The 21511-nt window shown below is 65.3% G+C and carries 17 protein-coding genes; 9 read left to right on the top strand and 8 right to left on the bottom strand.

Annotated features, from left to right (window positions below; genetic code table 11):
• Window positions 1–177 precede the first annotated feature (177 nt).
• Complete coding sequence (locus IE083_RS13310) at window positions 178–1611, bottom strand: nitronate monooxygenase (RefSeq protein ID WP_189354334.1); 1434 nt, start codon at window positions 1609–1611, stop codon at window positions 178–180.
• 292 nt (window positions 1612–1903) lie between these two features.
• Between IE083_RS13310 and IE083_RS13315 the strand changes: the two genes are divergently transcribed.
• The 7 genes from IE083_RS13315 (at window position 1904) to siaD (ending at window position 12726) form a co-directional block, all read left to right on the top strand.
• Window positions 1904–4267, top strand: a complete 2364-nt coding sequence (locus IE083_RS13315; RefSeq protein WP_189354337.1) for an EAL domain-containing protein — start codon at window positions 1904–1906, stop codon at window positions 4265–4267.
• A 199-nt stretch (window positions 4268–4466) separates the two neighbouring features.
• Window positions 4467–5690 carry an efflux RND transporter periplasmic adaptor subunit gene (locus tag IE083_RS13320; RefSeq protein WP_189354340.1) on the top strand — a complete coding sequence of 408 codons (1224 nt, stop codon included), beginning with the start codon at window positions 4467–4469 and terminating at the stop codon, window positions 5688–5690.
• Window positions 5687–8755, top strand: a complete 3069-nt coding sequence (locus IE083_RS13325) for an efflux RND transporter permease subunit (RefSeq protein ID WP_229799749.1) — start codon at window positions 5687–5689, stop codon at window positions 8753–8755. Before IE083_RS13320 ends, IE083_RS13325 begins: the two co-directional genes overlap by 4 nt.
• Window positions 8756–8975: 220 nt before the next feature.
• Window positions 8976–10958: a biofilm regulation protein phosphatase SiaA gene (gene siaA, locus IE083_RS13330; protein ID WP_189354343.1), complete on the top strand. Its 1983-nt coding sequence runs from the start codon at window positions 8976–8978 to the stop codon at window positions 10956–10958.
• A gap of 22 nt (window positions 10959–10980) precedes the next feature.
• Entirely contained in the window at window positions 10981–11523 is a 543-nt protein-coding gene (gene siaB / locus IE083_RS13335; protein ID WP_189354346.1) for a biofilm regulation protein kinase SiaB, read from the top strand.
• Between the two features lie 22 nt (window positions 11524–11545).
• Window positions 11546–11941 carry a biofilm regulation phosphoprotein SiaC gene (gene siaC, locus IE083_RS13340; RefSeq protein WP_189354349.1) on the top strand — a complete coding sequence of 132 codons (396 nt, stop codon included), beginning with the start codon at window positions 11546–11548 and terminating at the stop codon, window positions 11939–11941.
• Window positions 11938–12726 (top strand): biofilm regulation diguanylate cyclase SiaD, encoded by a 789-nt coding sequence (siaD, locus tag IE083_RS13345; RefSeq protein ID WP_189354351.1) that lies wholly within the window; start codon window positions 11938–11940, stop codon window positions 12724–12726. The genes siaC and siaD overlap by 4 nt, the downstream gene beginning before the upstream one ends.
• Before the next feature lie 83 nt (window positions 12727–12809).
• Here siaD and IE083_RS13350 read toward each other — a convergent pair whose 3' ends face one another.
• The 7 genes from IE083_RS13350 to IE083_RS13380 all read right to left on the bottom strand — a co-directional run bounded on the left by IE083_RS13350 (window position 12810) and on the right by IE083_RS13380 (window position 19077).
• Complete coding sequence (locus IE083_RS13350; protein ID WP_189354354.1) at window positions 12810–13703, bottom strand: LysR substrate-binding domain-containing protein; 894 nt, start codon at window positions 13701–13703, stop codon at window positions 12810–12812.
• A gap of 79 nt (window positions 13704–13782) precedes the next feature.
• Window positions 13783–14082, bottom strand: coding sequence for a hypothetical protein (locus IE083_RS13355; protein ID WP_189354355.1), 300 nt, complete (start codon window positions 14080–14082; stop codon window positions 13783–13785).
• 138 nt (window positions 14083–14220) lie between these two features.
• Window positions 14221–14901: a Fe2+-dependent dioxygenase gene (locus tag IE083_RS13360; protein WP_189354357.1), complete on the bottom strand. Its 681-nt coding sequence runs from the start codon at window positions 14899–14901 to the stop codon at window positions 14221–14223.
• A 130-nt stretch (window positions 14902–15031) separates the two neighbouring features.
• On the bottom strand, window positions 15032–17245 hold the full coding sequence (locus IE083_RS13365; RefSeq protein ID WP_189354359.1) for a TonB-dependent receptor: 2214 nt from the start codon (window positions 17243–17245) through the stop codon (window positions 15032–15034).
• A gap of 94 nt (window positions 17246–17339) precedes the next feature.
• A complete protein-coding gene (locus IE083_RS13370; RefSeq protein WP_189354360.1) occupies window positions 17340–17750 on the bottom strand; it encodes an ExbD/TolR family protein in 411 nt (136 codons plus the stop codon).
• Window positions 17737–18402, bottom strand: coding sequence for a MotA/TolQ/ExbB proton channel family protein (locus IE083_RS13375; protein ID WP_308426747.1), 666 nt, complete (start codon window positions 18400–18402; stop codon window positions 17737–17739). Before IE083_RS13375 ends, IE083_RS13370 begins: the two co-directional genes overlap by 14 nt.
• 12 nt (window positions 18403–18414) lie before the next feature.
• Window positions 18415–19077: an energy transducer TonB gene (locus IE083_RS13380; protein ID WP_189354364.1), complete on the bottom strand. Its 663-nt coding sequence runs from the start codon at window positions 19075–19077 to the stop codon at window positions 18415–18417.
• 186 nt (window positions 19078–19263) lie between these two features.
• Between IE083_RS13380 and hslV the strand changes: the two genes are divergently transcribed.
• Both hslV and hslU read left to right on the top strand, forming a co-directional pair.
• A complete protein-coding gene (hslV, locus tag IE083_RS13385; protein ID WP_189354365.1) occupies window positions 19264–19800 on the top strand; it encodes an ATP-dependent protease subunit HslV in 537 nt (178 codons plus the stop codon).
• 31 nt (window positions 19801–19831) lie between these two features.
• On the top strand, window positions 19832–21169 hold the full coding sequence (gene hslU / locus IE083_RS13390; protein ID WP_189354369.1) for an ATP-dependent protease ATPase subunit HslU: 1338 nt from the start codon (window positions 19832–19834) through the stop codon (window positions 21167–21169).
• Window positions 21170–21511 lie beyond the last annotated feature (342 nt).

The following is a 21511-nucleotide window of genomic DNA, read 5'->3' on the forward strand; positions in this document are numbered from 1 at the left end:
CCGCCCCCGGACCATCAACTCACTCGATCAGAAGACACGACAACTATCCTGACACCGGGGGACCGGGTGCGGGTAATGGCGTGGACTTTGCGGTGCGGCTGGCGCATACTGCCGCGTTCGCATTTTGGGAGAGTGTCATGCCGATCAATCATTTCGATATGCAGCGTCTGGCTGCAGTCAAGCTGAAAGACGATATCCGCAAGAAGGGGTCGCCGGACCGTTTCGGCAAGGATTCCAACAACGGTAAGTCCGCCGGCAAGTGTCATCCGCTGCTGGGGCAGTTGCTGCAGCAGGTGAAGCCGCAGTCAAAGTAAGCTGTTGCGGCCAACGTTGGCCGCAAATAAAAAAGCAAAANACGGCAGCGCTGATTTCCGGCAGGGCGATGCGGTTGTCCTTGCTAAATTGGTAGTCGTGGAACACGTGTTCGGCGCTGAGGATCTGGTAGCTGCCATCGGCGTTGCGATGGGTGGTGTCCTTCAGGCGGTAGGTGTAGTGGCCGCAGGTCCAGCAGTCGAAGTTGCGCATGTGGGTACACAGGCAGGTCTTGTCCCAGATGCGCACGCGGCGCTCGCCCGGGTGGGCGGCATGTGCGCGGTTGTAGGCGTCGATGTACTGGCAATTGCCGGAGGCGTCGAGCAGGTAGCCGTAGGCCTCGCAATTGGGGCGGATGATGTCGCCGATGGCCGGGCTGCTCTTCAGCATGCGCATCGGGTAGCCGGTCGGCGAGATCTGGTTGACCTCGATCTCGTCCTCGCTGGCCTTGAAGTATTCCTGCTGCACGTTCTCCGGTAGGCCGCATTCGCGGGTGACGGTGAAGCGGGTAGCGACCTGCACGGCGGCGGCGTCCGTTTCCAGGAAGTTGGTGGCGTCGGTGCCGGTGAAGATGCCGCCGGCCGGGACTAGCGGGATGTCCAGCTTCTGCTCGACCAGCCAGTCACGGATCTCGGCGACGATGGTGGCCAGGTCGTACTGTGCCCAGTCGAGGCCGAAGCCGAGGTGGCCGCCGGCCAGCGGGCCTTCGATCACGATGTAGTCGGGCAGGCGGTTGGTGCGGGCGCTCTTCTTCAGGAACAGCTGCAGCGCGCGCAGCGACGAGACGATGATGCCCAGTTTCACGTCGCGGAAGCGAGGATGGTCCTCGATCAGGGCGAAGCTGCCCAGGTGCAGGCCGGCGGCGAGGGTAATGCCGTCGATGCCGGCGTCCATGGCGGCGCGCATGCGGACACGCAGGGTGTCCTTCGGCGCGTTCATGGTCAGTTTTTCCATGCAGTTGATGAACACCATGCCGTCGCCGCGCTTGGCGTCCATGGTGTGGCCGACATGCAGCCTGGTCGCCTCTTCCAGTAGGCCGAGGTCAAATTGCACTACCGACTTGTCGCTGTTCTCGACGTTGAATTTGTACTGCTTCAGCTTGTCCTTGACGTACTTGGTGTTGAAGCGGCGGTCGGTGACGGTGGGCACCATGGCATCCGAGATATGGCCGATGCCGCCAAGGCGGGCTGCTTCCAGCGCCAGTGCGGCGGTGGAGATATCCACGCCCATGCCACCGATGATGATGGGGACCAGCTCTTTGTCGCCCAGTTTCAGGCGAAAATCATCTACGCACTTCATTGCTTTGGTGTCCGTTTCCGTGTTGCCGATTGGCCGCGATTCAGGCCGCAGGCCGGCTTTAGAGTAATTGCTCGTTCAATATCATACCATTTTCGGCTCCACCCGGTCTCGCCACTTGTGTCAATGCCAGGCCGCCGCCGATGGGTAATGACAGGTGGCAGCGGTTCTGCTTTGCAAGCGGGGATTGCCGGCTATAGTGATACCTGAACATTGCTATTTGTATGTCATTTGTGGGTGGCCCGTGCTGGCGGTGCCGTGATTGCGTGTTGTGGTGTGTCGAAGAGGCCGGGTTATGGCTGTACTGCTTGGACTGTTGCCGACACTGCTGCCCATCCTCGGCCTGTTTGGCCTGTATGTGGCGGTGTTGGCGGTCATTCCCGGTGCGCGGGTGCGCGGGCGCAATGCAGCGCTGGCGCTGATCTTTACCGGTGCCATGCTCTATACCCTGACCTACCCGTTTGCGGTGGCGCCGGGGGTGGTGCTTGATGCGCGCGGCGCCATTCTGGCCGTTGCCACCCTGTTTGGCGGGCCGTGGGTGGGAGGTCTCGCCGCGATGGCCGGCTGTCTGTACCGGCTGCAGCTGGGCGGTGCCGGTGCGGTGGCCGGTGCGTTCGGGCTGGTGCTGAACCTGCTGGGCACGCTGTGGCTGTTACGCTACCAGAGCCGGCCCTTGCTGGCGGCACCGCCGTTTTCGGTGTCGATGCCATTGGTCGAGCACCCGTTACGCCTTGGCCTGCAGGTTGGCTGTTGGGCCGGGCTGGCCGAGGCGCTGTCGCTGCTGCTGATCCCGCCGTGGCAGCAAGGCTGGCAGCTGTTTACCGCTTCCGGCCTGGCATTGGCCGGCGTGCAGCTGCTCGGTTTTTTCGTGATGGGCAGCCTGCTGTGGACCTATCACCAGCGTCAGCTGCTGGAACTGGCGTTGCGGCGTGCCGAACTGGACCTGCTGCTGGAGCGGCAGGAGCGCGACGAACGCTTCGAGGTAATGTTCGAGCAGGCCGCGGTCGGTATTGCGCTGGTGGCGCCGGATGGCCGCCTGCTCAAGGTCAACCGCAAGCTGTGCGACATCCTCGGCCTCGACCGCGCCGGGCTGGTGGCGCGCACCTTCCAGGCGGTGACCTGTCCCGAGGACCTGGATGCCGATCTGACACGCATGACACAGCTGCTGGCTGGCAAGATCGACACCTATCAGCTGGAAAAGCGCTACCTGCGCGGTGACGGTGCCCTGGTGTGGGCCAACCTGACGGTGTCGCTGGTGCGCCACGGCGATGGCCGGCCCAATTACTTCATCAGCTTTATCGAGGACATCAGCGAGCGCAAGGCCTACCAGCAGCAGATCAGCACACTGGCGTTCCAGGACGTGCTCACCGAGCTGCCCAACCGGCGCCTGTTCCTCGACCGGCTGCGCTACGCGCTGGTGCGCAGCGAACGCAGCAAACGTTACGGCGCGATCCTGCTGCTCGATCTCGACCACTTCAAGACGCTCAACGACACTCAGGGCCACGATGTCGGCGACAGCTTCCTGCAGTGCATTGCGCTGCGCCTGCGCGAGTGCGTGCGTGCCGAGGACACCGTGGCGCGGCTCGGCGGCGACGAGTTTGTGGTGATCCTGGAAGGGCTGTCCAGGGATGAGGCCAGGGCGGCCAGCCGCGCCGAGCAGCTGGCAGAGCAGATCCGGCTGGCGGTCGGCCTGCCGTTTTCCTTTGAGCGCAAGGACGGGCGGATCGTGTTCCAGACCACGGCCAGCATCGGCATCAGCCTGTTCTGCGGCGACAACGGTGCGCTGGACGACCTGCTCAAGCATGCCGACCTCGCGCTGTACGACGCCAAGGCCGCCGGCCGCAACACGCTATGCTTCTACAACATCGAAATGCAGTACGCGCTGGAAATCCGCGCCGTGATCCAGAATGCGCTGTATCACGCGCAGGAACTGAACGAGTTGCAGATCTACGCCCAGCCGCAGGTCGATCGCGGCGGGCGTCTGGTCGGTGCCGAACTGCTGCTGCGCTGGCAACATCCCAAGGCCGGCTGGATTTCGCCCAGCCAGTTCATCCCGCTGGCGGAGGAGACCGGCACCATCCTGCCGATCGGCAGGTGGGTGCTGCGCAGTGCCTGCCAGACGCTGGCGCGCTGGGCCCGCCAGCCGCAGTACGCGGCGCTGACGCTGTCGATCAATGTCAGCATCCGCCAGTTCCGCCATGCCGGCTTTGTCGACGAGGTGCGTGCCATCCTGGCCGAAACCGGTGCACCGCCGGCCCGGCTGAAGCTGGAGCTTACCGAGAGCATCGTCATCGACAACGTCGACGACACCATCCGCAAGATGAACCAGCTGCGCCAGATGGGCATCCGCTTCTCGATGGACGATTTCGGCACCGGTTATTCCTCGCTGTCCTACCTGAAAAAGCTGCCACTGGACCAGATCAAGATCGACCAGAGCTTCATTCGCGACATGACCAGCGATGCCGACGATGCCGCCATCGTCACCGCCATCCTGTCGATCAGCCGCAGCCTGGCGTTGCAGGTGGTGGCCGAAGGGGTGGAAACCGAGTCGCAGCAGCAGTTCCTCTACGATCACGGCTGTGAGCTGTTCCAGGGCTTCCTGTATGGCCGGCCGATGCCGCTGGCGGAGCTGGAGCAATGTCACCAGCACGTGCGCTGAGCCTGGCTGCGGCGCGACCGTGCCATGCCATCCAAGATTTCTTAACGAATTGCCGCTCCCGGTTTTTATGGTTAGCCGTTAACCTGCGCACTGCAGCAGTGAATTCCTACTTTTCATGTTCTTTGCGTCGTGCCGGCCCGTGATGTCATGACACCGGTGGCCGGTACGGCGGAAGCAGATCTAACGGCAGGCTATAGTCATGAAGCACAAACCCCTCCTTGCGGCGGCGGTCATCACGGCACTGGGCGGTGCCCTCTGGTGGCTGCAGGGCGCCAATTCCCCGGTGCCGGCCAACGCCGCGCACGGCAAGCGTGCCGCCAGCGTCGAGCTCAGCCCGGTCAGCAGCGCGCCGGCCGGCATCCGGCTCAGCACCAACGGCAACGTCACCGCGCTGGACCGGCTGGAGCTGCGGCCGCAGGACAGCGGCGTGATTGCCGCCATCCGCGTGCGCGAAGGACAGCAGGTGGCGGTGGGCGAGGTGCTGGTCGAGCTGGACGCCGCCGCCCAGCGGGCGGAGCTGGCCAAGGCGCGCGCCGCGCTGGCTGCCGATCAGGCGCAGCTGAACATCGCCCGCCGCGAGCTCTCGCGCAGCCAGGAGCTGAAGCAGCAGCAGTTCATCTCGCAAAGTGCGCTGGACACGGTGCAGGCGAGGGTGGAATCGCTTGCGGCCAACCTTGCCGCCGACCGCGCGCAGATCGACGCGGTGCTGGTGCAACTGGCGCGCAAGACACTGCGCGCACCGGTGGCCGGCCAGGTCGGCGCCATCAGCCTGTCGCCGGGGGCGCTGGTACAGCCGGCGATGGCAAGCCCGCTGTTGACCATCACCCGTGTCGCGCCGGTGGCGGTCAGCTTCTATCTGGCGGAGCGGCAGTTGCCGGTGGTGCGTCAGGCGCAGGCGCAGGCACCGCTGACGGTGTACGCGCTGAACGAGGCCGATGGCAGCTGCCATCAGGGCCGGCTCAGCTTCATCGACAGCGCGGTGGACAGCAGCAACGGCAACGTGCTGCTCAAGGCGCAGTTTGCCAACGCCGGCAAGGCACTGTGGCCGGGGCAGTTCGTGCGCGTGACGCTGGATGCCGGCCACTACCGCGACGCGGTGGCGCTGCCGGTGGCGGCGCTGGTGACCGGCCCCGACGGCCAGTTCACCTACGGCGTGGGCAAGGACAACAAGGTGCGGCGCCTGCCGCTGACCTTGCTGGCGGTGCAGGACGAGCAGGCCATCGTGCGCGGCGTGGCAGCTGGCACATCGGTGATCAGCAGCGGCGGCCAGAACGTGCGCCCGGGCGAGACGGTGACGGTGAGTCGCGCCAAGCCGCGCGCGGCGCCGGCCGCGCAGTCTGAGTCGGCGGCCAGCTGCCCGCCCGTTGCGGCCAACGTTGGCCGCACGGCGGCGGCCTCCGCCGCGGCCGGGGTCGCGCCATGATGAACCTGTCCGAATTGTGCATCCGCCGCCCGGTGATGACGGTGCTGCTGTGCCTGAGCCTGGTGATCGGCGGCCTGCTGGTACTGGGGCGGCTGCCGATCGCCGCGCTGCCGAGCTTCGACACGCCGACCATCAACGTCTCCGCCAACCTGTCCGGCGCCAGCCCGGAAACCATGGCCTCGTCGGTGGCCACGCCGCTGGAAAAGCAGTTCGCCACCATTCCCGGCATCAACATCATCAGTTCCAGCAGCACCCAGGGCAGTACCTCGATCACGCTGGAATTCGTCTCCGGCCGCGACATCGACGCCGCCGCGGTCGACGTGCAGGCCGCGCTGCTGCGCGCGCAGCGCGGGCTGCCGACCGAGATGACGCAGCTGCCGTCCTATCGCAAGGTCAACCCCGCCGACGCGCCCATCCTGCTGCTGGCGGTGAACTCGCCGTCGCTGGCGCTGACCGCGCTCAATGACTACGCCGAAAACCTGGTGTCACCGACGCTATCGACGCTGGACGGCGTGGCGCAGGTGCAGATCTTCGGGCAGAAGCGCTACGCGGTGCGCATCAAGCCGGACCCGCAGAAGCTGGCGGCGCTGGACCTGACACTGGAAGACATCGCCACCGCGGTGCGTGCGGCCAACGTCAACACGCCGCTGGGCACGCTGGAAGGCCCGGCGCAGATCCTCACCATCCAGAGTAACCGCCAGCTGCGCAACGCCGCCGAATTCGCCGCGCTGGCGATCGCGCAGCGGCAGGGCAGCGTGGTGCGCCTGGCCGACGTGGCGACGGTGGAGGACAGCGTGGAAAACCTGAAGACCGGCAGCTGGGTCAACGGCGAGCGCTCCATCGTGCTGGCGGTGTTCCGCCAGGCCGACGGCAATACCGTGGCGGTGGTCGACGCCATCCGCGCCGCACTGCCGAAGCTTGAGGCGCAGCTGCCCGGCTCGGTGCGCATCGCGCCGCTGAGCGACCGCTCGGAGTCGATCCGCGAGGCGGTGCACGACGTCAACCTGACGCTGATGCTGACGGTGGCGCTGGTGGTGATGGTGATCTTCATCTTCCTGCAGCGCGCGGCGGCGACGGCGATCCCGGCGCTGTCGCTGCCGGTGTCCATCATCGGCACGCTGGCGCTGATGTTCTTCCTCGGCTTCAGCCTCAACAACATCACGCTGCTGGCGCTGACGCTGGCGGTGGGGCTGGTGGTCGACGACGCGGTGGTGGTGCTGGAGAACATCGTGCGCTACCGCGAACAGGGGCTGTCGGCGCTGGAGGCGGCGCTGCGCGGCTCGCGCGAGGTGGCGTTCACCATCCTGTCGATCTCGCTGTCGCTGGTGGCGATCTTCATCCCGATCTTCTACATGGAAGGCGTGATCGGGCTGCTGTTCCACGAATTCGCGGTGGTGGTGACCATGGCGGTGCTGGTGTCGGCGCTGGTGTCGCTGACGCTGATCCCGATGTTGGCCGCACGCTTCCTGCGCGGCGACCAGTCGCACGGCACGCTGCACAATCCGCTGGCGCGCAGCTTCGAGCGCGCCTTCGCCGCGGTGCTGGCGGCGTACCAGCGTACGCTGGACGGGGCGCTGCACTGGCGCCGCACCACGTTGCTGGTGGCGCTGCTGACCTTCGCCGGCTCGGCGTGGATGTTCATTGCGATCCCGAAGGGCTTTTTCCCGAACGAGGACAACGGCCAGATCACCATCATCACCGATGCCGGCCAGGACGTGTCCTACCAGCGCCTGGCCGAGCTGCAGCAGCGCGCCAGCGACATCGTGCGCGACAACCGCCACGTCGCCAGCGTCACCTCGTCGCTGAACAGCGGCGGCGGGCGCATGTTCGTGTCGCTGAAGCCGCGCGCTGGGCGTCCGGACATGGACAGCGTGGTCGGCGAATTGCGTAAGGAGCTGGGCCGCGTCACCGGGCTGAGCTCGTTCATCAACCCGGTGCAGAGCCTGCGCCTGGGCGGCCGCTCCTCCAAGAGCCGCTACCAGTACGTGCTGCAGAGCGTGGAACCGGCGGCGCTGTACCAGTGGTCGGACAAGCTGGAACGTGCGATGCGCGCCGAGCCGATGTTCCAGGACGTGAGCAGCGACGCCCAGCTCAAGGGCTTGCAGGCGCGGCTGCTGGTCAACCGCGAACAGGCGGCGCAGCTGGGTGTCAGCCTGCAGGCGATCCGCAACACGCTGTACGCCGCCTTCGGCCAGCGCGAGGTGTCCACCATCTACACCCCGTCGGACAGCTACCCGGTGGTGATGCAGCTGGACGAGCGCTACCGCATCAACGAGAACGACCTGACGCGGCTGTCGGTGCGCAGTAGCAACGGCACGCTGGTGCCGCTGTCGGCGCTGGCCAGCATCGAGCGCAGCGTCGGGCCGGTATCGGTCAACCACCAGGGCCAGCTGCCGGCGGTGACGGTGTCGTTCAACCTCGCCCCCGGCGTGGCGCTGGGCGATGCCGACACCCGGCTGCAGGCGATCGCCGCCGACATCGGCCTGCCGGCCAGCATCTTCACCAGCTACGGCGGCGACGCCGCGGCCTTCGCCCAGTCGCAGGGCAGCCAGACCGTGCTGCTGGCGGTGGCGGTGCTGGTGATCTACGTGCTGCTGGGCGTGCTGTACGAGAGCTACATCCACCCGCTGACCATCCTCGCCGGCCTGCCGTCGGCGGCGATGGGTGCGCTGGGGGCGCTGATGCTGTTCGGGCAGGAGCTGACCATCATCGCCAGCATCGGCATCCTGATGCTGATCGGCATCGTGAAGAAGAACGCGATCATGATGATCGACTTTGCGCTGGCGGCGCAGCGCAAGCAGGGCATGACCCCGTTCGACGCCATCCGCACTGCCTGCCTGCTGCGGCTGCGCCCGATCCTGATGACCACGCTGGCGGCGATGATGGGCGCGCTGCCGATCGCGCTGGGGCTGGGCGCCGGTGCCGAACTGCGCCAGCCGCTGGGGCTGGCGGTGGTCGGCGGGCTGCTGTTCTCGCAGCTGATCACGCTGTACATCACCCCGGTGCTGTACCTGTGGTTTGACCAGCTGGGGCGGCGCCGCGCCGCCGTGCCGCAGGCGGCGTAGCGCGTTCGGCATCGCGACAGCCCGGGGCCTGCCTGCGGGCTGTCGCTTTTTGTATTCACAATCATCATGATTTGATAGGTGTTGCCTTGTTTAACTGCGGTCATTTGCTAGCAAACACATCAACCATGCTGCCAGCAGGGTTGGCCGCAGTGCCTCGATTGCCGCCCCGCGGTCCGCGCGGCATAATCCCTTGATTATCAAAAGACATAAAGAGATGCACATGGCAATGCTGGGCCTGCGGGGAAAATCGTTGCTGGCATTATTGCTGGCCTGTCTCATTGCCCTGGTGCCGGCCGCGCTGATCGGCTGGCAGGTGGTGGACAGCATCCGCACCCACTTCGGCGAGGCCTTCGCGCGCAACACCACGCTGCTGCAACGCGAGAAGATCTTCGCGCCGCTGTCGCGCGAGCTGGCGCTGTCGCTGCGGCTGGCCGACTCCGAGGTCACTCGCCAGTGGCTGCGCGACGAGGCCGACGTCGCCAAGCGCGAGCTGTTCTTCCGCGAGGCGGAAGGCTACCGCCGCGACTTCCGCGACCACTCCTACTTCCTGATCAGCAACCGCACGCACGCCTACTACTTCAACGACGGCAAGAGCCCGCACACCGAATCCGCGCGCTACCTGCTGCGCGCCGACAAGGCCGACGACGGCTGGTACTTCAATACCCTGCGCGACACCGCCACCTTCAACATCAACGTCAACCACGACCGCCAGCTGAAGGTGACCAAGGCGTGGATCAACGTCATCGTGCACGAGAACGGGCAGAAGGTCGGCCTGGCCGGCACCGGGCTGGAGCTGACCACCTTCCTCGACGACTTCATCCGCAGCCGCGAGGCCGGCATCACGCCGATGATCCTCAACCGCCAGGGCGCGATCCAGGCCCACCCCGATCCGCGGCTGATCGCGCTCGACTCCGCCTCCGGCAAGGGGGCGGGCGGCCTGCAGCAGCAGCTGGGCGACGCCCAGGAGCGGCAGGCGCTGCGGCTGGCGATGCGGCAGGCCGAGTCCCGTCCCGGCGAGGTCGCCATGCTGTGGGCGACGCTGGGCGGCAAGCAGCAGCTGCTGGCGCTGAGCTTCATCCCGGAGCTGGGCTGGCACGTGGTGACCGCGGTGGACCTCAACGCGGCGCGGGTGTTCGACGGCCCGTGGCTGACCCCGGCGCTGATCGCGCTGGCGGTGCTGCTGGCGGCGCTGCTGCTGGGCTTTGCCTACGCGGTGGAAAAGCTGGTGTTGCGCCCGATCAGCCAGCTGCGCAAGTCGGCGCAGGCGATGGCGGCCGGGCAGTACGAGGTGGCGCTGCCGGCGGAGCGCGACGACGAGATCGGCGAGCTGAGCGCCGCCTTCGGCGTGATGGCGCACAAGGTGCGCAGCCATACCAGCGAGCTGGAGCACCGCGTGCGCGAACGCACCCGCGCGCTGGAAGAGGCCAATCGCGAGATGGCGGCCGCGCACAAGAAGATCGACGACTCCATCGACTACGCCAGCCTGATCCAGTGCGCGATGCTGCCCGACCGCCAGCTGGTGCAGGCGCTGGGCGAGAAGCACGCGGTGCTGTGGCGGCCGCGTGACGTGGTCGGCGGCGATTTCTACGTCTACCGTGCCGGCGAGCACACCCTGCTGTTCGGGGTGGTCGACTGCGCCGGCCACGGCGTGCCGGGCGCGCTGATGACGATGCTGGCGCACGCCGCCATCGACCAGGCGATCGTCGACGCCGGCATGGACGATCCGGCCGGCATCCTCACCCGCTGCGACCGCATCCTGCGCGGCATGCTGCGCGAGGAACGCGGCGGTCACGTGCTGGCCACCAATATGGACGCCGGTTTTGCCTGCGTCGACCTGCAGGCGCGCACGGTCACCTTCGCCGGCGCCAAGATCGCGCTGTACTACAGCGACGGCGACGACGTCGGCGAGCTGCCCGGCGCGCGGCGCGCCATTGGTGACAAACGCATCGGCGAGTACCAGAATGCACAATTGCCGCTGCAAGCCGGGCGCAGCTTCTACATGACCACCGACGGTTTCCTCGACCAGGCCGGTGGCGAGCTGGGCTACGGCTTTGGCAGCAGCCGTTTCGCCGACATGATCCGCCGCCATGCCCGTCTGCCGCTGGACGAGCAGGGACAGGCGTTCAGCGCCACGCTGGCCGAGTACCAGGGCGGACATGCGCAGCGCGACGACATCACCATGCTGTGTTTCCGTTTTGACTGATGCCCAACCAGGGGGAGCTTTCATGGAACCGTTTGACCTGTTCAGTATGCGCGAGAGCTATAACCGCCAGCAGATCATGCTGTGCTTCAATGGCCCGATCTCGCGCAGCCTGATCGAGGAAATTGGCAACGCGCTGCGCAACTACCTGGCGGCGGACCACGCACACCCGTCGGCGGCAATGGATGTGTTCGGCGTCTACATCGAGCTGACGCAGAACATCCGCCACTACGCACAGCAAAAGGGCTGGACCGAGACCGATGCCAGCGCTACCGTGGTGGTGGCGCGCAACGATGCCGGCCACTACGTGGTATCCGCCGGCAACATCATCGAGCAGGCCGACGGCGAGGCCCTGCTGGCCTGCATCGACGAGCTGGCCGGCCTCGACAAGGCGGCGCTGAAGGCGCGCTACAAGGAGCAGCTGCGCAAGCCGCGCGAGGCCGGGGCCATCAGTGGCGCCGGGCTGGGGCTGATCGACATCGCCCGCAAATCCAGCGCACCACTGCAGGCCAGCCTGCGCCGGCTGACCGATGGCCGCGCCTTTGTCAGCCTGCGCGCCGAGATCTGAACCTTTATCGAGTATCCAGAAAATGAATGACCTCTCCATTCCCGGCAGCCAGTCCACCCCCGCCATAGATGGCGACTGGGATCGTGGCATCCTGCTCATGCAGGGTGATTCCTATCCGGAAAACTCCTACCAGCTGTTCCAGCAGGTATTCAGCTGGGTCGAGCGCTTCCTGCTGGAAAGCGCCCGCCTGCTGACGCTGGAGCTGCGCCTGCTGTATCTCAATACCAGCAGCATCAAGGCGATGATGGACATCTTCGACCTGCTGGAAGAGGCGTACCGCGACGGCAAACCGGTGGCGGTGAACTGGCGCTATGATCTGCGCAACGAGCGGGTGGCGGAGCTGGCCGAAGAATTCAGGGAAGACTGCACCTTCCCGTTTGCCATCCTGGCGCTGGATCCGGCCGCCAGCGCATCATGAGCCGCGACCAAGGCGAACTGGAAACACTGATCAAGCGCCTGTTGGCGGACCCGGACCTGCGCGAGCACCCGCTCAATTTTGCGCTGGGCCAGCTGTGGTTCCAGTACCGCGAGCTGCTCAACCGCATGGAGCGCATCACCCGCATGTCGGATGCCTACCAGAGCATGGCACGGCAGCGCGAGCTGAGCCTGGCCGAGCGTTTCGACAAGCAGCTGCGCCAGCTGGAGAAGGTGGCGCGCATTTCCGACCGTTACCAGCACATGATGCGCGAGTTGAACATCGCGCTGAAGGAAGCCGCCACTCACGATCCGCTTACCGCACTGGCCAACCGCCGCCCGCTGATCGAGCGGCTGAAGGCCGAGACCGAGCGCTGCGAACGCCTCGGCCACGGTTTTTGCGTCGCCATGCTCGACATCGACCGTTTCAAGCTTATCAATGACCGCTACGGTCATGATGTCGGTGATACCGTGCTGATCGAGACGGCGCGGGTGATGGAGGCGGAAGTGCGGGATTACGACCTGTGCGGCCGCTGGGGTGGCGAGGAATTCCTGATCATCCTGCCGGAATCGGTGCTGGCACTGGCCGACGACATCGTCCGCCGCGTGCGCAGCGCGATCGACCGCATGAAGGTACGTGTCGGTGACGAAGTGCTGTCGATCACGATCAGTGCCGGGCTGGCGCAGTACCGTGGCGGCGAAAGCTATTCCGGGCTGCTCAACCGCGCCGATGCCGCGCTGCTGCAGGCCAAGCGCAACGGGCGCGACAGCCAGCAGCTGGCAGACTGAACCCGGTCACCGCCGGTCACGATGGTCCCCGCGGCATTCCGCCGCATCCGCTTCCCCGTGTTTTCTCTTGTCCTGCGCCGGCATCAGCCGCCGGCCGCGTCCGTTTCGGCGAATTCTGCCAGTGCCCAGTCGCGGAACGCGATCACGCTGGGCAGATCGGCCAGCTCTTGCGGGTAGATCAGGTAGTAGGCCCACTCGGTCTGCAGCGCGATGTCGGACAGCGCGACCAGGCTGCCGTTGGCCAGTTCCTCGCCGATCATGCTCTCGTCGGCGAGGGTGATGCCCATGCCGCGCAGGGTAGCGGTGATCGCCAGGTCCAGCGTGTCGAAGGTATAGGCGTCGAGATTGCCGCTCACCGGCACCCCGGCCAGCGTAAACCAGTGCTGCCAGAAGTTGTCGTCGTGCGACGGGTGCAGCAGCGGGTAGTCGCGGAATGCGGCCGGCGCCGGTGGTGCGGTGCTGCCGAACAGTGCCGGTGCCGCCACCGGGATGAAGCGTGCCGGGCGCAGGCGGTGGTAGACCAGCCCCGGCTCCTTGGTCAGGCTGGCCTGGAACGAGATGTCGTACTCGCGGCTCTTGAAGTTGGGGTCGAAGCCGGTGATCGAGATCATGCTGACGATCAGCTCCGGGTGGCGGGCGCGGAAACCGGCCAGCCTGGGCAGCACCCAGCGCGCGGCGATTGACGGGCTGGTCTTGATGCGCAGCTCGCGGCTGCGACGGTTGATGGCTTCACTGGCCGCCTCGATGCGGTGGAAGGCGTCGCGTACCGCCGGCAGCAGCGCCATGCCTTCCGGCGTCAGCGCCAGGCCGCGCGCCTGGCGCACGAACAGTTGCAGCCCGTAATGGGCTTCCAGTGCCTGGATATGGCGGCTGACCGCGCCCTGGGTCAGGTGCAGGGTGTCGCCGGCGCGGGTGAACGACAGCTGTTCGGCGGCGACCAGGAACACGCGCAGCGCGTTGAGGGGGGGAAGTTTCATCTGCAGATCCGCCATGAGTTTTATGCATGGTAAACATGCGTATTAATGCTTTGTCAACCATGGGGCTTGCCCGTATTCTCTAGCGCGCTGCCGATAAAGATGAATGACTTAGCGCACGCTGTGGCAACGATTGCCGCAAGCTGTTGTCTTTGAGCAATGCATTATTGTCATGGGCGATGCCGGCGCAAGATAGTCTTTGTTCTGCCGGTTTTTTTGGCACGACCCGCTTTGCGGGCGGCAATGTGGATAACGGGTGGGCTTGCGGCATGGCCGGCAGGCGCACCATGAGGAACCTGCCCTGTCCGACAGGTGTGTGGTAGGCGTGCTGTCGCGGCAACGAACGGGTCGTGCCGCGGTGGATCGCCACGGTATCCGGCATCGCCGGCTACTGGCTGTATGGCCCTGTTTGTCAGGGTTTTGCTCTGTCTCACGGTGTCCCGCCGGATCACGATCCGGCGGGTTTTTTTTGTCTTGCGGCCAACGTTGGCCGCAACGGCGTGTCCGTCCCGGTTTCCGCTCAGATCTCCGCCCACATCCGCAGCAGGTTGTGATACAGCGCGGTCAGGCTGACCACCTCCTCGCTGTCCCCCAGCTGCTGGCGCAGCGCGATGATGGCCATGTCCATGTCGAACAGCATCGCGCGCCTGGCGTCATCGCGGATCATGCTCTGCGTCCACATGAACGAGGCCAGCCGTGCGCCGGCGGTGACCGGTTCCACCCGGTGCAGGCTGGTGGACGGGTACAGGATCATGTCGCCGGCCGGCAACTTGATGCTGTGCAGGCCGTAGGTGTCTTCCGCCACCAGCTCGCCGCCCTGGTACTCGTCCGGATTGCTGAAGAACAGCGTGCACGACACGTCGGTGCGCACGTACTGGCCGGAGAGCGGGTCGCTGCGGATGGCGTTGTCGACGTGATTGCCATAGGTCATGCCGCCCTGGTAGCAGTTGAACATCGGCGTCATGGTGAGCTTGGGCAGCGCCGCCGACATGAACAGCGCATTGCGCGCCAGTGCGCGCTGTACCAGTGCCGCCAGTTCGCGTGCAGTTTCACCCTGTGGCGGCAGTTGCAGATTGTGTTTGACGTCGAGCGCCTGGTGGCCGGCACTGGCGCGGCCGTCCTGCCACTGGGCATTGGCCAGCAGCATGCGGGCGTGGGACAGTTCTTCGATGGTGAGGACTTCGGGGATGTGCAGCAGCATGGACTTTCCTGGGCAAAACGGAGGCTGGGGCGGGCCGGTGCCGGCATTCTGGCGGGCGTTCTGCCGTGCCTGCCAGAATGGCCTTGCGGCCAACCCTTGTACGGCAAGGTTGGCCGCAAGGCGTGCGGGCTTAGTATTTGTAAGCCACGGTCAGCTGGACTTCACGCGGAGCGGCGGTTGCGGCATGGCCGCCGTACAGCGCATCGTAGTACTTCTTGTTGGTGAGGTTGTTGACGTTGAGGCGTACGTTATATTTGCCTTCTTGGTACGACAGCATGGCATCGGCACGGGTATAGCCCGGTGCGAAGCGGGTCTTGGACTGGTCCTTGTTGTTGTCGGCCACGTAGCGCTTGCCGACATGGTACAGGCCGAGGCCGGCGGTGATCTTGTCGGTCACCTTGTAGGTGGTCCAGATATTGGCGGTCTTTTTCGGCGTGTACTTCGGCACTGCGCCCTTGTTGGCATCGGTTGCTACATTATTTCGGCCATCCCAACCCTGGTCGATCTTCGGATCCATCAGCGTGGCGCCGGCAAATACCTCCCACTTCTCGCTGAGGCGACCGGCTGCTTCCACTTCGACGCCGTCGGTGTGACGCTTGGCATAGAGGATGGCGACATCCGGCGACAGTGCATCGGTATTGCGCTCATTCAGCTTCTCGGTACGGAATACGGCGGCGCGCAGGGTGGCATTGCCGTCGGCCAGATCCCACTTGGCACCGATTTCGTAGTGCTTGTTGCGTTCCGGCTTCTGCTTGTCGGTGGAGAGGCCGGCCGACAGGTCAAACTGGTAGGCCTCGCCGGACGGGTTCATCAGGCTGCTGTAACCGAGGTAGTAGCTGGATTCCCTGGTCGGCTGCCAGATCAGGCCGGTACGGTAGCTGAGGCCGCGGTCATCGCGCCGGGTGCTGCCGGTTTGTGCGCCGGTAGTGGTGTTGTAGGCCCTGTAGGTACCCTCCAGCTGGTCCATGCGCAGGCCGGCCATTACCTTCCATTGCTGGTTCAGTGCCACGGTGTCGGTGATGTAGGCAGCCAGGTTGCGGGTTGCAAAATCGTTGGAGCGATGACGGGTATAGCCGCCGGTGTAGAAGGCTTCCGGGTTGCCGACATTGGCGACCACGCTGGGGATGGTGCCGGTGGCACGGACGCTGTAGGCGTTCTGCGTTTCACGGGTGAATTCCATGCCGGCCAGCAGTTCGTGGCTGAGGCTGCCGGTGTCGAACTTGCCGTTGTAGTCGACGCTCAGCGACTGGGTCTCGTTCAGCGAGCCGCGCAGCTTGCCGCTGTAGCCGAGCCCGGTGGCATCGGTGACCGGGGTGCCGGCCGGCGAGTTGCGCAGCTGTGGCTGGGATACGAGTACTTCGCGGTCGTAGCGGCCGATGCGCAGCTGGGCGGCGATCTCGCTCTTGCTGTCCAGCTTGTGGGTGGCGCGCACGGTGCTGATGTCGGCGGTGATGTCTTCGCTGTTCATGCCCTGCAGGCCGTAGTAGCGGTCCACCGGCACGTCGATGGGCTGCAGCGTGTTGGGGTCGAACGGCACGCCCAGCATCGGGGTGTTGTTTTCCTTCATCTGCATGTGCGACAGCACCACCGTGGTCGGCTCGCCGAGGCCGAAGGCGATCGACGGCGCGATGCCGTGGCGCTTGGATTCGCTGACACCATCGGCGCTGCCGTCATTGGTGGCCATCACGTTGAGGCGGATGGCGGCGGTATCGGACAGCGCCTGGTTGATGTCGGCGGTGCCGCGATAAAAGTCGTTGCTGCCGACCGTGGTGGACAGTTCCACCTGCTCGCCGGCGAACGGGGTCTTGCTGACCTGGTTGATCACGCCGCCGGTGGAGCCGCGACCGAACAGCATCGAGCTGGCGCCTTTCAGTACCTCGATCTTCTCGTCGTTGAACGGGTCGCGGTTGTACTGTGCCACGTCGCGCTGACCGTCGCGATAGGTGTCGCCAAAGGCGGAGAAGCCGCGCAGGATGATGGAGTCGCCGGAGCGGCCGCCTTCGCCGGCCTGGAAGGTGATGCCGGATACGTTCTTCAGCACGTCCTTCATGTTGATGTCGCCCTGGTCGGCGATCAGCTGGCGGGTGACCACCGATACCGCCTGCGGCACATCTTTCAGCGCCTGTTTCTGTTTGCCCAGCGAGGTGGTGCCCGTGGCGTAGCTGCCGCGCTGAGCCTGTTCTGCCTGGACCTTGACGGTTTCCAGCTGCGCAGTGTCGCCGCTCTTGGCCGTATCAGCCAGGGCCAGTCCCGGCGCCAGGCTGACGGCCAGCATGCTGGCAATCATTTTCTTCGGTAGTTTTTTCTGTGCGATGGCGGCAGAGGGGGTGAGATGCCGTTTCATTATCGTGATAGTCCGTGTGCAAGGTTGAAGACAATACGCGAGCCACGCCACGGCCGGCGGGCCGTGGTGTACGGGTTGGTTCGCGCGGAGAAAATCAGTCGGCTTCGGTGACGAAGCCGATACGGCTGACACCGGCGCTTTGCGCGTCGGCCAGGGTGATGGCGACCAGTTCGTAGCGCACCGACTTGTCGGCACGCAGGTGCAGCTCGACTTCAGGGTTGGCCGCAGCGGCCTCGGCAAAGCGGCTGCGCAGCACGCCGGATTCCACCGGTGCATCGTTCCAGAACATCTTGCCCTCGGCATCAATCGCCAGCCGGATCGCCTGCGGTTTGTCCTGGTGTTGCGCGGCGCTGGCCTGCGGCAGGTCCAGCTTCACCGCATTGGTCAGCAGCGGTGCGGTGATGATGAATACCACCAGCAGCACCAGCATCACGTCGACCAGCGGCGTGGTGTTGATCTCGGCCATCGGCGCGTCGGCGCCCTTGTCAAAACTACCGAACGCCATCTTCGCCTCCGCGGGTCAGCAGCTGCGCGTGCAGGTCGTGGGTGAAGTGGTCCAGGTCCTGGTTGATGACGCGATTCAGGCGCACGAAGGTGTTGTAGGCCATTACCGCCGGAATGGCGGCGGCCAACCCTGCCGCCGTGGCGACCAGTGCCTCGCCGATCGGGCCGGCGACGGTGGCGATCGACACCTGGCCCTGGGTGCCGATGTTGACCAGCGCGTGGTAGATGCCCCACACCGTGCCAAACAGGCCGATGAACGGTGCGGTGGAGCCGATGGTGGCGAGGAAGGTCATGCCGCCTTCCAGCTGCTGCTGCTCCTGCGCCAGGCGTTTGCGCAGCGCGCGGGTCAGGTATTCGTCCAGGCTGCAGCTCTGGCCCAGCGAGCTGGCGCTGTGCTGACGGTACTGGCGCAGTGCGCCGAGGCCGTCCTGCGTCAGGCGCGCCACCGGCGCCGCGCTGTGCTGCAGTGCGGTTTCCACCTCCGTCCACGACGCGGCCGCCCACAGCGTGGCTTCCGAGGCGCGGTTGTCGCGCCGTACCTGCCATGCGCGCCAGCCGCGCAACGCGATGAAGTACCAGGTAAGGATCGACATCGCGATCAGGATCAGGAATACCGACACCAGAATGGCGTCGCCCTGTTGGAAAGTCAGCATCAGGTTCATGGTTCAGGCTTTGGTGAGGTCGAAATCGACATTGAAGACATAGGTAAAGGGGATGGCCTCGTTGCCGCGCATTGCCGGACGGAAGCGCCAGTTGCGCACCGCCTGCAGCGCGGCGCGGTCGAGGCGCGGGAAGCCGCTGGAGCGTGCGATGCTGACTTCCTGTGCGCGGCCGTCGGCACCGACGGCCACACGCAGGCCAACGGCACCGGCTTCACCCAGCTCGATCGATAGCGGCGGATACACCGGGCGCGGATTGCCGAGGTGGCCGCCGATATGGGTTGGCGGGACTATTGGTGCTGGCGGTGCGGCCTCACTGCGGCCAACCGCCGGACTGGCGGCCGGCGCCTCGGCAACGGCCGGGGCCTTGCTGGCGACCTCTTCGGTGCGGGTATCGGTGGTGATGGCTTTCGGTGACGGCCTGGCGGGGGCCGGTAGCGGTGGCGGCACCGGTGTGACCTTGCGCGGCTTGGCGCTTGCCGTCTTGGCCGGGGCTGGCGGTGCCGGACGGATATCCGGTGCCGGCGGCGTCGGGATCGTTACCATTTCCATCGGTAACGGTTGCGGAGGTTGCACCGGTGTTGCGGCATGACTCATCGATAGCAGCAGGCCGACATGGCCGGCAGTGATGGCCGCCAGCACGGCGTAACGTGAAAACGAGGATTCCATTGCAAATCATCTTGATAGTAATTCTTGTTAATGTTATCGGTACTGCAGCCATGGGTCAATCGTGATGTGGCTGTGCGGCCGGGCTGCGGCCGGGTGTTGCCGGACGGGCGCTTGATTAATGCGCCGCCGGCTACATATTGAAGAGGACGATCGACATCCCGTGGTCGCACTTTATTGGGGCAGGCAATGCAGCAGTTTGACGGAACTACCATCGTATCGGTGCGCCGTGGCCAGCGCGTGGCGCTGGGCGGCGACGGCCAGGTAACCCTCGGCAATATCGTGATCAAGTCCACCGCACGCAAGGTGCGCCGCCTGTATCACGACAAGGTACTGGCCGGCTTCGCCGGTGGCACCGCCGACGCCTTCACCCTGTTCGAACGCTTCGAGGCCAAGCTGGAAAAACACCAGGGCCATCTGGTGCGCTCGGCGGTGGAGCTGGCCAAGGACTGGCGCACCGACCGCATGCTGCGCCGGCTGGAGGCGATGCTGATCGTCGCCGACAGCGAATCGACGCTGATCATCACCGGCAACGGCGACGTGCTGGAGCCGGAGCAGGGCATCGCCGCCATCGGTTCCGGTGGCGCCTTCGCCCAGTCCGCGGCGCGGGCGCTGTTCGAGAACACCGAGCTGGACCCGGAGGTGGTGGTGAAGAAGTCGCTGGAGATCGCCGGCGACATCTGCATCTATACCAATCACAACCACCTGATCGAAACCCTGGGCTGAGTTGCGGCCAACCTTTACTGCGGATATCTCCATGACCACCATGACGCCACAGGAAATCGTCCACGAACTGGACAAGCACATCATCGGCCAGCAGGCCGCCAAGCGCGCCGTCGCCATCGCCCTGCGCAACCGCTGGCGCCGCCAGCAGGTGGCCGAGCCGCTGAAGAGCGAGATCACCCCCAAGAACATCCTGATGATCGGGCCGACCGGGGTCGGCAAGACCGAGATCGCCCGCCGCCTGGCGCGGCTGTCCAACGCGCCGTTCATCAAGGTGGAGGCCACCAAGTTCACCGAGGTCGGCTACGTTGGCCGCGACGTCGACACCATCATCCGTGACCTGGTCGAAGTGGCGCTGAAGGAAGCGCGCGACGCTGCCATCGTGCGCAACCGCCACCGTGCCGAAGACGGCGCCGAAGAGCGCATCCTCGACGTGCTGCTGCCACGGCCGCGGCAAGCGGCCGGCTTCTTCACCGAAGAGCCCGTCGCCGACAAGCCGGAAGACGGCGCCACCCGCCAGAAATTCCGCAAGAAGCTGCGCGAGGGCGCGCTCGACGACAAGGAAATCGAGATCGAGCTGGCCGAGGCGCCGGCCCGCATGGAGATCCTGAGTCCGCCGGGGATGGAAGACTTCTCCAGCCAGCTGCAGGGGCTGTTCCAGGGACTCAATGCCGGCAAGAAGAAGACGCGCAAGCTGACCATCGTCGAAGCCTACAAGCTGCTGATCGACGAAGAGGCGGCCAAGCTGGTCAACGACGAGGAGATCAAGGCCGAGGCGCTGCGCAATGTCGAGCAGAACGGCATCGTGTTCCTCGACGAGATCGACAAGGTCACCAGCCGCGCCGAGGGCAACAGCGCCGACATCTCGCGCGCCGGCGTGCAGCGCGACCTGCTGCCGCTGGTGGAGGGCACCACCGTCACCACCAAGTACGGCATGATCAAGACCGACCACATCCTGTTCGTCGCCTCCGGCGCCTTCCACCTGTCCAAGCCGTCGGACCTGATCCCGGAGCTGCAGGGCCGCTTCCCGATCCGCGTCGAACTGGATTCGCTGTCCGTCGACGACTTCAAGGCCATCCTCACCAGCACCGACGCCTGCCTCACCCGCCAGTACCAGGCGCTGCTGGCCACCGAAGGCATCGAGCTGGTGTTTGCCGACAGCGGCATCCAGCGCCTGGCCGAGATCGCGTGGCAGGTGAACGAGAAAACCGAGAACATCGGCGCGCGCCGTCTCTATACCGTGATGGAGAAGCTGCTGGAAAGCATCGCCTTCGACGGCAAGGCCGGCCGCTTCGAGCTGGATGCCGGCTACGTCGACAGCAAGCTCGACCTGTTGGCGCAGCGCGAGGACCTGGCGCGCTACGTACTGTAAGCACAAGGTTGGCCGCAAGGCATTGCGGCTAACCTTGTCCGCGTCAGCGGCCGCCGTCAGGTGGCCGTTAACGTTTCAAAAGCGGGTAAATATAAAAATCGGGCGTAAAAAGGCGGTATTTGAATATTTGGCTGGCGTGGTCGGGGGCGGACAGGCGGCTTGGCGGCGTGTTTTGCGGTAGTCTGCAAAATAGTTTAATCGGGTAATTGTTTTTAAATCAGAGGGTTGTCTGTGTTTTTTGTCAAAACACGCACTTTTTCGCAAAAAACCTGTTGACGCTGCTTCTGCGCTTAGCTATAGTTCGCCTCCTCAGCTGACGCCGCAAACGAAACGCGGTTCGGC

Source organism: Vogesella fluminis (assembly GCF_014652335.1).
Lineage (GTDB): Bacteria > Pseudomonadota > Gammaproteobacteria > Burkholderiales > Chromobacteriaceae > Vogesella > Vogesella fluminis.

Excerpts from the sequence above, each read along its gene's own strand:
- IE083_RS13315 (WP_189354337.1), top strand. The coding sequence starts at position 1,904 with ATGGCTGTACTGCTTGGACTGTTGCCGACACTGCTGCCCATCCTCGGC.
- IE083_RS13320 (WP_189354340.1), top strand. The coding sequence starts at position 4,467 with ATGAAGCACAAACCCCTCCTTGCGGCGGCGGTCATCACGGCACTGGGC.
- IE083_RS13325 (WP_229799749.1), top strand. The coding sequence starts at position 5,687 with ATGATGAACCTGTCCGAATTGTGCATCCGCCGCCCGGTGATGACGGTG.
- siaA (WP_189354343.1), top strand. The coding sequence starts at position 8,976 with ATGGCAATGCTGGGCCTGCGGGGAAAATCGTTGCTGGCATTATTGCTG.
- siaB (WP_189354346.1), top strand. The coding sequence starts at position 10,981 with ATGGAACCGTTTGACCTGTTCAGTATGCGCGAGAGCTATAACCGCCAG.
- siaC (WP_189354349.1), top strand. The coding sequence starts at position 11,546 with ATGAATGACCTCTCCATTCCCGGCAGCCAGTCCACCCCCGCCATAGAT.
- siaD (WP_189354351.1), top strand. The coding sequence starts at position 11,938 with ATGAGCCGCGACCAAGGCGAACTGGAAACACTGATCAAGCGCCTGTTG.
- IE083_RS13350 (WP_189354354.1), bottom strand. The coding sequence starts at position 13,703 with ATGAAACTTCCCCCCCTCAACGCGCTGCGCGTGTTCCTGGTCGCCGCC.
- IE083_RS13355 (WP_189354355.1), bottom strand. The coding sequence starts at position 14,082 with ATGCCGGATACCGTGGCGATCCACCGCGGCACGACCCGTTCGTTGCCG.
- IE083_RS13360 (WP_189354357.1), bottom strand. The coding sequence starts at position 14,901 with ATGCTGCTGCACATCCCCGAAGTCCTCACCATCGAAGAACTGTCCCAC.
- IE083_RS13365 (WP_189354359.1), bottom strand. The coding sequence starts at position 17,245 with ATGAAACGGCATCTCACCCCCTCTGCCGCCATCGCACAGAAAAAACTA.
- IE083_RS13370 (WP_189354360.1), bottom strand. The coding sequence starts at position 17,750 with ATGGCGTTCGGTAGTTTTGACAAGGGCGCCGACGCGCCGATGGCCGAG.
- IE083_RS13375 (WP_308426747.1), bottom strand. The coding sequence starts at position 18,402 with ATGCTGACTTTCCAACAGGGCGACGCCATTCTGGTGTCGGTATTCCTG.
- IE083_RS13380 (WP_189354364.1), bottom strand. The coding sequence starts at position 19,077 with ATGGAATCCTCGTTTTCACGTTACGCCGTGCTGGCGGCCATCACTGCC.
- hslV (WP_189354365.1), top strand. The coding sequence starts at position 19,264 with ATGCAGCAGTTTGACGGAACTACCATCGTATCGGTGCGCCGTGGCCAG.
- hslU (WP_189354369.1), top strand. The coding sequence starts at position 19,832 with ATGACCACCATGACGCCACAGGAAATCGTCCACGAACTGGACAAGCAC.